The 13,561-nt window shown below is 73.8% G+C and carries 11 protein-coding genes; 6 read left to right on the top strand and 5 right to left on the bottom strand.

Annotation, left to right across the window (positions count from 1 at the left end; translation table 11 throughout):
* Positions 1-14 precede the first annotated feature (14 nt).
* Genes E4099_RS03555 through E4099_RS03545 form a run of 3 tightly spaced genes read right to left on the bottom strand, consistent with a single transcriptional unit; the run spans position 15 to position 2,307 of the window.
* Entirely contained in the window at positions 15-881 is an 867-nt protein-coding gene (locus E4099_RS03555) for a glycosyltransferase family 2 protein (RefSeq protein WP_167828282.1), read from the bottom strand.
* Between the two features lie 29 nt (positions 882-910).
* Complete coding sequence (locus E4099_RS03550; protein ID WP_135337425.1) at positions 911-1,660, bottom strand: hypothetical protein; 750 nt, start codon at positions 1,658-1,660, stop codon at positions 911-913.
* Positions 1,657-2,307 (bottom strand): 2OG-Fe(II) oxygenase, encoded by a 651-nt coding sequence (locus E4099_RS03545; RefSeq protein WP_167828281.1) that lies wholly within the window; start codon positions 2,305-2,307, stop codon positions 1,657-1,659. Before E4099_RS03545 ends, E4099_RS03550 begins: the two co-directional genes overlap by 4 nt.
* Before the next feature lie 549 nt (positions 2,308-2,856).
* On the opposite strand from E4099_RS03545, the gene E4099_RS03535 reads away from it, so the two are divergent.
* The 3 genes from E4099_RS03535 (at position 2,857) to E4099_RS32815 (ending at position 4,759) form a co-directional block, all read left to right on the top strand.
* On the top strand, positions 2,857-3,822 hold the full coding sequence (locus tag E4099_RS03535; RefSeq protein WP_135337422.1) for a phosphatidylinositol-specific phospholipase C: 966 nt from the start codon (positions 2,857-2,859) through the stop codon (positions 3,820-3,822).
* A 265-nt stretch (positions 3,823-4,087) separates the two neighbouring features.
* Positions 4,088-4,408, top strand: a complete 321-nt coding sequence (locus E4099_RS03530; protein WP_135337421.1) for a hypothetical protein — start codon at positions 4,088-4,090, stop codon at positions 4,406-4,408.
* Positions 4,409-4,606: 198 nt separating this feature from the next.
* Positions 4,607-4,759: a hypothetical protein gene (locus E4099_RS32815; protein ID WP_167828280.1), complete on the top strand. Its 153-nt coding sequence runs from the start codon at positions 4,607-4,609 to the stop codon at positions 4,757-4,759.
* 263 nt (positions 4,760-5,022) lie between these two features.
* Here E4099_RS32815 and E4099_RS03525 read toward each other — a convergent pair whose 3' ends face one another.
* The gene (locus tag E4099_RS03525) at positions 5,023-5,952 is read right to left on the bottom strand and encodes a helix-turn-helix transcriptional regulator (RefSeq protein WP_135337420.1); all 930 of its coding nucleotides are present in this window, start codon (positions 5,950-5,952) and stop codon (positions 5,023-5,025) included.
* Positions 5,953-6,008: 56 nt separating this feature from the next.
* On the opposite strand from E4099_RS03525, the gene E4099_RS03520 reads away from it, so the two are divergent.
* Both E4099_RS03520 and E4099_RS03515 read left to right on the top strand, forming a co-directional pair.
* Positions 6,009-6,476 (top strand): hypothetical protein, encoded by a 468-nt coding sequence (locus E4099_RS03520; protein WP_135337419.1) that lies wholly within the window; start codon positions 6,009-6,011, stop codon positions 6,474-6,476.
* On the top strand, positions 6,473-7,021 hold the full coding sequence (locus tag E4099_RS03515; RefSeq protein WP_135337418.1) for an NIPSNAP family protein: 549 nt from the start codon (positions 6,473-6,475) through the stop codon (positions 7,019-7,021). The genes E4099_RS03520 and E4099_RS03515 overlap by 4 nt, the downstream gene beginning before the upstream one ends.
* Before the next feature lie 275 nt (positions 7,022-7,296).
* Here the strand turns inward: E4099_RS03515 and E4099_RS03510 are convergent, their stop codons facing one another.
* Positions 7,297-8,505: an NAD(P)/FAD-dependent oxidoreductase gene (locus E4099_RS03510; protein ID WP_135337417.1), complete on the bottom strand. Its 1,209-nt coding sequence runs from the start codon at positions 8,503-8,505 to the stop codon at positions 7,297-7,299.
* Between the two features lie 266 nt (positions 8,506-8,771).
* Here E4099_RS03510 and E4099_RS03505 point away from each other — a divergent pair.
* On the top strand, positions 8,772-13,561 hold a 4,790-nt coding region (locus tag E4099_RS03505), incomplete at its 3' end, for a type I polyketide synthase (RefSeq protein WP_167828279.1).

The raw sequence follows: 13,561 nt of genomic DNA, 5'->3' as shown, positions 1-13,561 counted from the left end.
GGGGCCGTACGGGCTCACCGCCAGTCGCCGAAGCGATCGAAGAACGCCTCCACCGTCCTCGAACTCGTCGCGGCCAGCCTGTCCCTGTGCTGCTCCCAGTCGCCGGTGAACGCGTCCACCAGGACACCGGCGGCCCTCGGGGTACCGATGACCTTGCGCAGGCATTCCTCGCGGCGCCGACCGTCGAAGTGGACCAGCGCGACCCGCGCCAGGTTGTACGCGCGGCTCGCGGCGCCGAGGCGGTAGGGCGGCTGGGGGCGGAAGCGGTGTGCCAGCCGCGCTGACGGGACGGCCACGACGTCGACGCCGGCACGCCATGCCCGCAGGCTGAGATCGACGTCCTCCAACCCGAGCTCGCGAAAGGCGCCGAAGCCCCCGAGGCGGTCGAACGCCGCCCGGCTCAGCGCCAGGCACCCTCCTGGCGCGACGGGCAGGGGAGAGAAGGCGCCGTCCGCTCGCGGCGGCAGCCAGCGCACCCGCAGTTCGGCATCGATCAGACGCGCGCCGCATCCGTACGCGCTGCCGCCGAAGTCACGGACGGCGGGAGCCAGCACGGCGTCGGGCCGGGCGGTCAGCGCGTCCCCCAGGCGCGCGAGGCAGTCCTCCTCCAACCGGCAGTGCGCGTCCAGGAAGACCAGGTACGGACTCTTCGCGAGACCGGCGCCCGCATTGCGCGCCGCCGCCACCCCGCTGCGCTCGATGCGGTGCACGAGGACGCCCCGGTCCCGCCACTCGCCCCGCGCCAGGGCGGCACAGCTGCCGTCCGCTCCCCCGTCGTCGACGACGATGGTCTCGGCCGGCACCACCGATCCGGAGTAGACGGAGCGCAGCGTCTCGTGAAGCTCCGCGCCCTCGTCCAGGCTCGGTACGACCAAGGACACGGCAGCCGGCCGCGGCCGGCTCTCCGGCATCATTCGGGCTGTTCGGCCGGCGGACCGGGAGTACCGGGCGGAACGCCACCGGGCGGCAGCGTGGCGACCAGGTCGATCAGGCCGGGGAGGAGCGCGGAGTGCCGGAGCGAGTCGCACAGATAAGGCGCCAGACCGGCACTCAGCGCGAAATGGTACGCGCTCAGGCGATCGAGTTCCCGCCCGTCCAGATTGAGCGACAGGATGTCTCCGAGCCTCAGACGGTCCAGCCCCAGGGCTTCGAGCACGGTGCCCGGCGTCGCGGCGTACTCCAGGTACTCCGCGTAGTCGGTGGCCGACTGGAGGTCGGATTCGGCGAATCCCACCTGCTCGAGTACGCGCTCGAGAGCACGGTCCCCCTGCCGGACGAGGTATCCGACGCTGGGCACGCCCTGGTCGCGCAGGTACTCCAGGAGTTCCTTGGACACGGCCCCGGCGACACCGATGTTGGTGGCGTTTCCGACATCGGTGAGAACCGGGGTGAGATGGGCCCGGTCCTCGGTGCCGATCATCGCGATGCCGACGGCCTCGACCGTCTGCGAACCGATCCCCTGGGGCGGCCACGGCCTCTCCCGCGTCGCCAGCGCCAGTACGAGGCCCTGGCCGGCCAGCAGGGGATCCAGCACCTCGGCATAGAGGTGCGGGTACCCGTTGAGGCGGCAGAACCGGGCCAGAGCCGCCCTCGTCACGGCGGACGGCTCCCTGGTCACCCCGATCCGGACCGACTCGTTCACCGGAGCGTGGTAGGTCATCGCGCACCTCCCAGGGGCGACGAGCCCGCACGGGACATCCAGCCCGCCACCGCGTACCGGGTGCCGTCGAGCACGGTTGCCACCTCGTGCATCAGGAAGGCCCGGAAGAGCACCAGCGTTCCGGGCTCCGGCACGATCACCACCCGGCGGTCGGGTAGGCCCGGGTCGGTCTCGTAGAGCGTGAGCGCGCCGCCGTCGAACGCGGGCAGCGGCCCCGCGGGATCCCGCCCGTTGAGGTAGAGCAGGAGCGACCAGCGGTGTGCGGCCAGCCGCGGCGGATCGTCTCTGTGGTTGGCGACATCACGGTGCGCACGGAAATAGCTCCCCTTCTCATAGGACATGAAATAGGGGCCGTACAGGTAGTCCGCGTCGGAGTCGAACTCTGCCCGGTGGTCGTCGAAGTAGGAGGTCATCCGCTCACCGACGGAGCGCTGGAGCTCCTCGGGAAGATGGTGGTCGGAGCAGAACCGCAGCGACTCGTCCAGGATCGATTCCCCGGCACGCACCACCTGCGCCGGTTCCTTCGGGGCCTGGTCCATGGCGCGGATGATCTCGCCGCATTCGGGAATCGACAGGAATTCTCGCACCAGTGCGACATGGCGCGTCCTGAACCGGGGCTGTCTGGTGTCGACGCTCTGGGGTCGCATGGGCGCGAGCGTACGAGAATCGCCCCTCCATGACGCGGAGGCCATCGGCAGTGCGCGCCGAGATGAACCGGATGGCGGAAAGAGCGTCCTGCGATGCGGCCGGCGCGCGGCCCCGGGTGGGTGTGTCGCCGAGACCATGGCGATGGCGGACGGGCTCCACCTCGTGTTCGTCCCGCGAGCGTTCCAGCCGGCCGCTGACGCCTTCGACGAACGTTCTCACTTCATCGGCCCCTCGATGGGCGGGCGTGAGCAAGTCGAGCAGTACCTCCGTCAGCACTCCGGCGTGACTCCGCGTTCTCGCGCCGCCGTTCGCGACCAAGCCCCCGCCGGCCGGGCAGGTGATCGCAACAGCGCTGGATGCCGGGAACAGCGCCTCCTGGGCGACCGGCGACGAGGCGGGCCCGCGCGGCACAGAGGCTTGATTGACGCGGTGTCACATCACGTCCGGGCGAGTAGCGTTCCGCCCGGCGCGACACCGTGGGGCTCGCGACGGCGTACGGCGACGATGTGCGACCGGTGACGGCGTAGGGATCGGGGAGGGCGTACGGCATGGACATTCCGCGCAGGAGCATCCTCAGGGCGGCCGCGGTGGGCACGGTGGCCACCGCGCTGCCGCTCGGTCCGGCGGGGGTCGCCACGGCGGGCGGCCGGGCGGAGGACGTACCACCGGACGCGTGGATGGCGCGGCTGCCGGACGGCACGAGCCTCGCCCGGATGACGATCCCCGGCACCCACGACACCTGCTGCACGGATCCACGGAACGGCACGGAGTGGTCTCACACGCAGAACATGGGGATCCCGGAGCAGCTCCAGCGCGGCATACGGTTCTTCGACATCCGCTGCGGCCGCCTCCAGGACCAGCCGGGGCGGTTCGGGATCTACCACTCGGCGTACTACCAGTACATCACCTTCGACGATGTGCTCGACCAGACCCGATCGTTCCTGAGGCAGCGTCCGCAGGAGCTGGTGCTGATGCGCGTCAAGAACGAACACGAGCTGTCCGACGCCGAGTTCACCGCCACCTTCGAGAACTACGTGGCGAACCGCGGCTACGGCGACCTGTTCTGGTTCGGCGACCGCGTCCCGGCGCTCGGGGAGGCCCGGGGGCGGGTCGTGCCGGTCCTCCAGGGCTACACCGGGTCCCGGGCGGTGCTGCGCTGGCCGGGTGGGGACAACGACTTCCTGTCCAACGAGTGGTTCGAGCTCCAGGACAAGTACAGCGTCCCGAGCGACGACAAGCGCGCGGCGATCGTGCGGCACTTCGACCACGCCCTGGCCGCCCAGGGCTCCGGCAAGCTGTTTCTCAACTTCATCAGCCTCGCGCCGAGCGTGTACAACGCCTTCACCTGGCCGAAGTACCTGGCGGACCAGATCGTGCCGACCCTGGAGAGCTACCTCGACAGCCACCGGGCGGGGAGCGCCCACCTGGGGGTGGTGCCGATGGACTTCCCCGACTTCCACGCGACCGCGGCGCGGGAGCTGTGGCAGTGGAACTTCGAGTGGTTCCACCAGTAGGGACCGCAGCCGCGACCCCTGGTACCGGCGTCCCGGTTCGGACAGGCTGCGGCGCATGGACTGGATGCCCCTGCTCTCCACACTGGCCGGTGCCGTCATCGGCATCACCGCCACGCCGATCGCCGATCGCCGCCGGTGACACCGGGGCGGGGAAGGCCGCCGCCGTGGAGCACAGGGGCCCCGGCCGCGGTCCGCCGCCGCCGTTGCCGACGGGCTGGGTACTCTCACCGACAGCACGCACGCACTTCCCGCACGAGGACCGCTGATGGCCATAGAGCTCAAGACCACCGATGACCCGCTGAACGTGGAGATCCACGATGAGACGGGGCATATCGGCAATCTGTTCTTCGTCGGCCGGGACGAGGAGGACCCGGCGGACGAGGAAGAGGGGTGGACCGCCGAGCTGTGGGGCTTCCCGTACGCGGGTGTGCGGTCGACCGCGTACCGCCCCAGTGCGCCGGAGGCCTTCGCCGCGGCGGGGCCGCTGTACGAGGAGCTTCTGGAGGCCCGCCGTACCGCCGAGCGGTTCCACCGCAATCAGCCGGTGCGTCCGATCAGCACTCCGATGGGCGGTCAGCCCCGCTGAGCCGAGGCGGCCGGCCGGAGAGGGCCGCCCATGGGCAGCGGGACCTCACAGCGGGACCAGAAGGGTGCCCGTAGGCCAAGTTCCCTGGTGATGTGGTGGGCATTCCGGGGGAAATCGGGCGCAAAGATGCCCGGCCTGTCGCACTGACGAGGCCCCGACGTTTGTCACATGGTCATTTCCTGTGTGTATGTTGACTGAGTGAGTTCACGTGACCTGGAGCCCCAGCCCGTGTCCGCGCCGGTGGGCAGGGTAGGCAGCGTGCTGGGGGTACTGATCATCATTGGCATCGCCTGTGGGGCGGTCTGGCTGCTCGCCGGCCTGGTCTCGTCCTACGTTTGGCTCTTCTCCTAGCCTCGATCCTCCGCGACGGTCCGCTGCTCCACCCGGCGGGCCGTTTCGGCTTGTCGGGCGTGGGCGGCCGCGCCGAGGACCCGGTCGCGCCGCCGGTTCGGCGCCGGGCGCTTCCCCTCGCCGGAACGCGGCCGAGGGTCGTTGGCGCCGGCCGTTCCCGCCGGCCATCCGGGGTTCCGCGGGACATCGGGCCCTACCTGCCGCACGCATGACGCACCCCACCTCCCGACGGTGCTCCGGCTGATGGGCCCCTCCGTCCCGGGTCACCCCTCGTAGCGGGCGGCCAGGGTCCGTACCGTCTCGGCGATGCGGTCGCGGAGCTCCGCCGGTGCGAGCACCTCGACCTCGGAGCCCAGGCGCAGGAACTCCCCGTGGGCGTGGTCGATCGATTCGATGGGCACCCGGGTCTCCGTCCATCCGCCGCCCGCGGGTGCCACTCCGAGGCGGCGGGCCCCCTCCGGTGTGAGCCGTACCAGCGCCTCCCCCGTGTGCAGCCGGGCCCGGAAGTCGGCCAGATAGCCGCTCCAGTACGCGGACAGGTCGAACCCGTCCGGGATGGTGAACTCCTCGTCCGACGAGCGGAGTTCGACGATCTGGTCGACCCGGTAGGTACGGATCCCGGACGGCCCGCCGGCGACCAGGTACCAGCGGCCGGCCTTGAGGACGAGCCCGTACGGCTCCACCCGCCGCTCGATCTCCTCCGGTGCGCGCCAGCGCCGGTACCGCAGCACCACCGCCCGCCGCGCCCACACCGCGGCGGCGACCGCGGCCAGGTGCGGGGTGCGGTCGGCGTCGCCGTACCAGCCGGGGGCGTCGAGCAGGAAGCGCTCCTGGATCCGCCCGGCGTGCTCGCGCAGCTCCGCCGGAAGGGCGGCCCGCAGTTTGAGCTGGGCGGTGGCGAGCGCCTGGCCGAGGCCGAGGTCGGCGGCGGTGCCGGGGAGCGCGGCCAGGAACGCGGCCTGCGCCTCGTCCGCGGTCAGTCCGGTCAGGCGGGTCCGGTAGCCGTCGACCAGCCGGTAGCCGCCCGCGTGTCCGGCGGCGCCGTACAGCGGGATACCCGCGGCGCCGAGCGCCTCGACGTCCCGGTAGACCGTGCGGACCGAGACCTCCAACTCCTCGGCCAGCTGCTGGGCCGTCATCCGACCCCGGTTCTGGAGCAGCAGAAGCAGGGTGACCAGTCGGCTCGCGCGCATGCCGCCCAGTATTCACTGACAGAGGATGTCAGGGGAGTCTCCCTAGCCTGCGGCGCATGGACGACTTCGACTTCCTGCACGGCTCCTGGGACGTGGCCAACCGCCGTCTCACCGCACCGCTCGGCCCGGGCCCCGCCACCTGGGTGGAGTTCCCCGGTCACGCGGTGGTTCGGCCGCTGTTCGGGGGCGCCGGCAACATCGACGAGATCACCTTCCCCACCCTCGGCCGCCAGGGCGTGACCCTGCGGCTGTTCGACCGCGAGACGGAGCGCTGGTCGATCCACTGGTCCGATGACCGGACCGGGCGACTGGATCCCCCCGTCACCGGCGGCTTCACGGGCGACCGCGGCGACTTCCACGGCGAGGACACCCACGAGGGCCGCCCGATCCGGGTGCACTTCACCTGGCACCGCCTCGGCCCGGACGCCGCCCGCTGGGAGCAGGAGTTCTCCCCCGACGAGGGCCGCACCTGGGAACTCAACTGGACCATGGACCTCACCCGCACCGGGCGGGCCGCCGTATGAGCATCGTCGAACTCCGGCAGTACACCCTGCGTCCCGGTGCCCGGGAGACGCTGATCGAGCTGTTCGAGCGCGAGTTCGTCACCGGCCAGCAGGCGGTCGGCATCACCCTCGGCGGCCGGTTCCGCGACCTCGACGACCCGGACCGCTTCGTGTGGCTGCGCGCCTTCCCCGACATGGCGCGCCGCCGGCGCGCGCTGGAGGCCTTCTACACCGGCCCGGTCTGGCTGGAGCACCGCGAGGTGGCCAACGCCACCATGGTCGACAGCGACGACGTCCTGCTGCTGCGCGGCCCCTGCTTCACCCCGGAGCCGGGCACCCGCGAGGTGGTCGCGACGGTCTGCCGGCCGTCCGAGGCGGCCGCCTTCGACGCGTACGCCGCCCGGCACCTGAACGCGGGCCATGCCCTGCACCGCACCGAGCACGCCGAGAACGACTACCCCCGTCTGCCCGTCCGCACCGGGGAGGACGTCCGGGTCTGGTTCGGCCCGGCCGAGCCGCCGCCCTGGCCGGTCCGGCGGCTGCGGCTGGAACCCGTGGGGACGTAGCCACCGTCTCCTGGGACGCCCGCGGACGCCGAGCGGTCCAGGCCGGACCCGGTCGAGCGGTGGCCGCCGCCGGCCGAGCTGCGGGGCGGGCGCCGCCTCCACCCGGGGCCATACGCCCACGGGGCGGCGGCCGTCGGCGTGCGGGGGGATCGGGGGCCTTGGCCGCGATCAACCTCCTGGCCGGCGGAGGTCCGTGCCGTGCCCGCCCGGGTCCACCGGGCGGGCACGCGGTTCCGGCACACCGCGCGACCGGCACGTTCTCGCGGCACGGGCGGTCAGGCCGTCCGGTCGGCGGCGACCGGCGACTGTGCGCGCACGGCCCGCAGCAGCTCCCGGCGCTTGGCGACACCCCCTCGCACGCGGTGCAGGCTGTACGAGCCCGGCTTGCGCGCCTCGTCGGCCAGGTGCTTGGGGATGCCCTGGCAGACGATCTCCTTGAGCCGGGCGCCCAGTCGGTCGCCGATGTGGATCCCGATCGCCGCGTCGGACCTGTTGGCGAGTTGGAAGATACCGGCGCCTCGGCCCAGGCTGACGCACTGGGCGTAGAACCCCTGGTGGAGGTCTTCCGGCTGCGCGCCGGCGAGCCGGCTGAGCACGGTGTCGGCGGCCCGCGCGCCCTGCGGCATCGCGGCCTGGCAGCTCATCCGGTGCGGCAGGTCGGACGGGGCCGCCGAGTCCCCGGCCGCGACGATGCGCGCGTCGTCCACGCTCGTCAGCGTCTCGTCCGTGAGCAGGCGCCCCACGGCGTCGGTGCGCAGCCCGCTGCGGGCGGCCAGGTCGGGAACGCCGAAGCCGGCGGTCCAGACGGTGACCTGGCTCGGCAGCTCACGGCCGTCCGCGAGCACCACGGCCTCGCGGGTCACGGCCGTCACCTTCGCCTCGGAGCCGTCGACGACCGTCACGCCGAGCTCGGCCAGCCGCTTGGCGACGGAGCGCCGGCCGCGGGAGTGCAGGTACGGGCCGAGTACGCCGCCGCAGACCAGGGTCACCGTGCGGCCGGTCTCCGCCAGCTCGGCGGCGGTCTCGATGCCGGTGGGTCCGGCGCCGACCACCGTCACCGGGGCCGTCGCGGGCGCGGCATCCAGGACCGTGCGCAGCCGCCGCGCCTCCTCCAGCGTGGAGAGCGGGTAGGCGAACTCGGCCACCCCGGGCACGCTCGGTTCGGCGGTGCCGCTGCCCACGGCGTAGATCAGGTAGTCGTAGCCGAGGGTGCCGCCGGCCGCCAGTGCCACGCCGCGTTCGGCCGCGTCGATCCGGGTCGCGGTGTCGACCACCAGTCGGACGCCGTCGGCCAGCACGTCCTGGTAGGCGATGACCGCGTCGTCGGACCCGCCCACCAGCTGGTGCAGGCGGACCCGGTGGACGAAGGTCGGGCGCGGGTTGATCAGCGTCACGGTCACATCGGCGCGCCGGGTCAGCCGGTTCGCGGCCATCACGCCCGCGTATCCGCCGCCGATCACGACCACCTGAGTGTTCTCGGTCATGGTGCCTCCTCCGTATCCCGGTGTTCGGCCTCAAGACGCCGCGTCACCGAGCACTGTGACGGTATGTGAGGCAGATCACGACGCGACCGTTCCTGGGCTTCGAGCGGCAGCTCGCACGCGTCCGCCGGATCACGGGTCCGCCCCGCTCGCTGGGGGTGCCGGGGATCCGTCCGCCGCTTCCTCGGCCGCGGGCGTCCCCCATGGTGGGCAACCTGGGAGATCGTGCCGCCGTCCTCAACAGCGGGTCGTCTCGGGGAGGTCGTGGAGTGGGTACGCACACCGGCATCGTCAAACCGCTGCCGGAACTGCTCGGGGACCATGCCCGTCGCCTCGGGGACAAGGTCTGCTTCCAGGACCGGCTCCGGCGCGTGACCTACCGCGAGCTGGAACGGAGGACGGCACGGCTGGCCGGTCACCTGGCCGGCCTCGGCCTGGCGCGCGGTGATCGAGTGGTCGTACTGCTCGGCAACCGCGTCGAGGCGGTCGAGAGCCTGCTCGCCGTCACCCGGGCGAGCGGCGTGGGCGTGCCCGTGGACCCCGGGAGTTCGCGGGAGGAGCTGACCCGCCTGCTGGACGACAGCGGGGCACGGGTCCTCATCACGGACGCCGCCTGCCTGACGCGGCACCGGACGCTGCCGCTCCGCCCCGGGCTGGCCCTGGTGATGGCCGAGGGGGGCGCCGAGGAGGACGTGGCCGACTCCTCCCCCTCGTCCGCGGCCGGTGAGGATCCGGCGGACGGGGCCGGGGCGGCCGGAGGCGGGTCCGCGGCGGTCGCGGGCGGTGTGCGGCGGTACGAGGAGTTGGCGGGCACGGAGCCGCGGACGCCGGCCCGGGACGATCTCGCACTGGACGAGGTGGCCTGGCTGCTCTACACCTCGGGCTCCTCCGGCACGCCCAAGGGCGTCCTGTCCACCCAGCGCAACCGCCTCTCGCCGGTCGCGACGGGCCTGGTCGGCGTCCTGGGCCTGTCCGAACGGGACCGCGTGCTGTGGCCACTGCCCCTGCACCACGCGATGAGCCAGGTGGTGTGCTTCCTCGGGGTGACCGCGGTGGGGGCGAGCGCGGTGCTGCTGCCCCGGTTCTCGGTGGCGGGCGTGCTCGGCGAACTGCGCCGTGCGGACGCCTCCTTCACCCTGCTCGGCGGGGTTCCGACCACGTTTTCGGCGCTGCTCGACGCGGTCCGGGGCGAGGAGGGCGGCACGGACGGCCCCGGTCTGGGCACCCCCGCGCTGCGGGCGTGCGTCAGCGGTGGGGCCGCGGCGGGGCCCGCGTTCCGCGAGTCCTTCGAGACGGTCTGCCGCGTCTCCTATCTGGAGCACTACGGCAGCACCGAGGCGGGTCCGGTCACCATGGCCGGGCCGGGCGAGGCGATGGCGCCCGGGGCCTGCGGCCGGGTGCTGGCCGGCACCCGGGTCCGGGTCGGCGGCCCCGACGGCCCGGAGGTGGGCGAGGGCGAGTTGTGGGTCAGCGGGCCCGGGGTCATGGCCGGCTACCACGGCAGGCCGGAGGCCACCGCGGCGGTCCTGCGCGACGGCTGGTTCCGCACGGGCGACCTGGTCAGGATCGACGCCTCCGGTGAACTGGCGATCACCGGCCGGGCGAGTGATCTGATCGTCCGGGGCGGGGTGAACATCCATCCCTCGGAGGTGGAGGCGGTGCTGCGGCGGCTTCCCGGGGTGGCCGACGCCGCCGTCGCCGGGCGCCCGCACCCCGTCTTCGGCGAGGTGCCGGTCGGCTATCTGGTCGCCGGACCCGGCGGCGTGCCGGACCGGGGGCGCGTCCTCGCCGCCTGCCGTGCGGAGCTGTCCGGCTCCAAGGTGCCGGTCGAGCTGTTCGAGGTGGAGGCCCTTCCCCGCACCGCCTCCGGGAAGGTCGTGCGGCGGGAGCTCGCCGGCCTGCCCGCGCGGGCGCTGGGCGCGGAGGCCGCCGGGAAGTCGCCGCAGGACCTGCTGGCCCTGGTGCGGGGCGAGGTGGCGGCCGTGCTCGGCTGTGCGCCGGCGGCGGTGGAACCGAGCACGGCACTGCGGGACCTGGGGATGGACTCCCTGACGGCGACGGTGCTGCGGGAGCGGTTGTCGGCGGTGACCGGTCTGCCCCTCTCCGAGGCCGTGGCCTTCGACTTTCCCACGGCCGCCGCGCTCGCCGCCCACCTCGGCGAACGCGGCGCCGCCGCGCCGGCCGAGGCCGGGGCCGCGCACCGGAGTGCGGCCCGGTCGGACGAGGATCCCGTGGTGATCGTGGGGATGGCGTGCCGCTATCCCGGAGACGTGACCTCCCCCGAGGAGCTGTGGCGGCTGGTGGCCGAGGGCGGGGACGCCATCGGCCCCTTCCCCACCGACCGGGGCTGGGACACCGGCGCGCTGTACGACCCGGACCCCGGGCGGCCCGGGCGGACGTATGTACGCGAGGGCGGTTTCCTCTCCGGTGCGGACCGCTTCGACCCCGGCTTCTTCGGCATCTCCCCCCGCGAGGCGCTGGCCATGGACCCCCAGCACCGGCTGCTGCTCGAGGTGGCGTGGGAGGCCTTCGAGCACGCCGGCCTCGTCCCCGCCACCCTGCGCGGCTCGGCGACCGGGGTGTACGTCGGGCTGATGTACAGCGACTACGCCCGCCGCCTGGCGGAGACGCCCGCGCATGTCGAGGGGTACCTCGGCCTCGGCAACGCCGGAAGCGTCGCCTCGGGCCGTATCGCCTACACCTTCGGCCTCGAAGGGCCGGCCCTCACCGTGGACACGGCCTGTTCCTCCTCCCTGGTGGCCCTGCACCTGGCGGCCCAGGCGCTGCGCCGGGGTGAGTGCGCCTTCGCCCTGGCCGGGGGCGCCACGGTGATGTCGGGACCCTCGTCGTTCGTGGAGTTCAGCCGACAGCGGGCGCTGGCACCGGACGGCCGCTGCAAGGCGTTCGGCGCGGCCGCCGACGGCACGGTGTGGGCCGAGGGCGCCGGAATGCTGCTGCTGAGCCGGTTGTCCGAGGCACGCCGCGCCGGGCTTCCGGTCCTGGCCGTGGTGCGCGGCTCGGCGGTGAACCAGGACGGGGCGAGCAACGGGCTGACCGCGCCGCACGGACCGGCGCAGCAGCGGGTGATCCGGCAGGCGCTCGCGGACGCGGGGCTGCGTCCCGAGGACATCGACGCGGTGGAGGCGCACGGCACCGGGACCCGGCTGGGGGACGTCATCGAGGCGGAGGCCTTCTTCGCGACGTACGGGCGCGACGCGCGGCAACGTCCCCTCCGGCTGGGCTCGGTGAAGTCGAACATCGGTCACACCCAGGCCGCCGCCGGGGTGGCCGGGGTGATCAAAATGGTGGAGGCGATGCGGCACGGTGTGCTGCCGCGCACGCTCCACGCCGACGAGCCGACCCCCCGTGTCGACTGGTCGCCGGGGCGGATCGCGCTGCTGACCCGGGCGGTGGAGTGGCCCGCGACCGACCGCCGGCGCCGGGCGGGGGTGTCCTCCTTCGGCATCAGCGGCACCAACGCCCACGTGATCCTCGAAGAGCCCCCACACGACGGGGAGGCCGGACCGCTTGCCGCGGCGGTGCGGGAGAGCGCGCCCCGTCCCGGACGGACCGCGGTGGCCTTTCCGGTGTCGGCCAGGAGCGTGCCGGGGCTGCGGGACCAGGCGCGACGGCTGTACGACCATGTGGTCGCCGCCCCCGACGCGTCCCCGGTGGACCTCGGGTACTCGCTCGCCACCACGCGCGCGGCCTTCGAGCACCGGGCCGTGGTGGTGGCCCGGGACCGTGCCCAACTGCTCGGCTCCCTGCGGGCCCTGGCCGAGGAAGGTGCCCGGTCCGCAGTGCGCACGGGTACGTCCCGCCACGACGGCCCGCCGGCCGTGCTGTTCACCGGCCAGGGCAGTCAGCGCGCCGGGATGGGCCGTGAACTGTACGACGCGCGGGATCTGCATCCGGCCTTCGCCCGTTCGCTGGACGAGTGCTGCGCCCTGTTCGACCCGCTGCTGCCGCTGCCCCTGCGGGAGGTCATGTTCGCCGAACACGGTACGGAGACGGGCGCGCTGCTGCACACCACCCGGTTCGCGCAGCCGGCGCTCTTCGCCCTGGGGACGGCCCTGTTCCGGCAGTTCGAGGCCTGGGGGGTGCGCCCCGGTCTGGTGGCCGGGCACTCGGTGGGCGAGGTGACGGCGGCCCATGCCGCCGGGGTGTTGTCCCTCGCGGACGCGTGCACCCTGGTGGCGGCCCGGGGCCGGCTGATGGACGCGCTGCCCGCGGGCGGCACGATGGCGGCGGTGGCCGCCGGCGCGGAGGAGGTGGCCGCCCATCTCAACGCGACCGGGTGCGCGGTGGAGATCGCCGCGGTCAACGGGCCCGCCTCGGTGGTCGTCTCCGGCGACGAGGCCGCGGTGCGGGAGGTCGCCGCGTACTTCCGGGAGCGGGGCCGCTCGGTGACACCGCTGCGGGTCGGCCATGCCTTCCACTCCGCTCGGATGGAGCCCATGCTGGCCGACTTCGCGGAGGTGGTCCGGCGGCTGTCCTTCGTCCCGCCGCGGCTGCCGCTGCTCACCGCCGTGGCGGGCCGGGCGGCCACCGACGAGGAGCTGTGCGCCCCGGAGTTCTGGGTGGACCATGTCCGCCGCCCGGTCCGCTTCGCCGCTACGGTGGCGCACCTGGCCGAGCGGGGCGCGGCACACTACGTCGAACTGGGCCCGGGCGGGGTGCTCACCGCCCTGGTACGGGATCGCCTGGCCACGGTCCGCCCGGAAACGAGCGGGAAGGGCACGGGCGGGGCCGGCACAGACGGCCCCGAACCGGCGGCGGCCCCGGACGAGGCGGGCAAGGACGCGGCAGGTCCGGGTGGCCCGGACGCGGCAGACCCGAGCGGCGCGGACGGGGTGGCCGACCCCGGCACGGTCAGCACGGGCACGAACGGGCCAGGCTCAGCCGGCCCAGCAACGGCGGCCGACCCAGGCGGGGCAGGCACAGACGGTCCAGAAGCCGCGGCCGACCCAGACGCGAGCATGGCGGACGAGGGCGGCCCGGAACCGGCGGGCGACCCGAACGCGGGCCGGGCGGGTACGGCCACCGGCACGGGCCGGGT

This window comes from Streptomyces palmae, from assembly GCF_004684805.1.
Taxonomy (GTDB): domain Bacteria; phylum Actinomycetota; class Actinomycetes; order Streptomycetales; family Streptomycetaceae; genus Streptomyces; species Streptomyces palmae.
The sequence above is the reverse complement of the archived record's forward strand: the minus strand, read 5'-3'. Positions and strand labels throughout refer to the sequence as shown.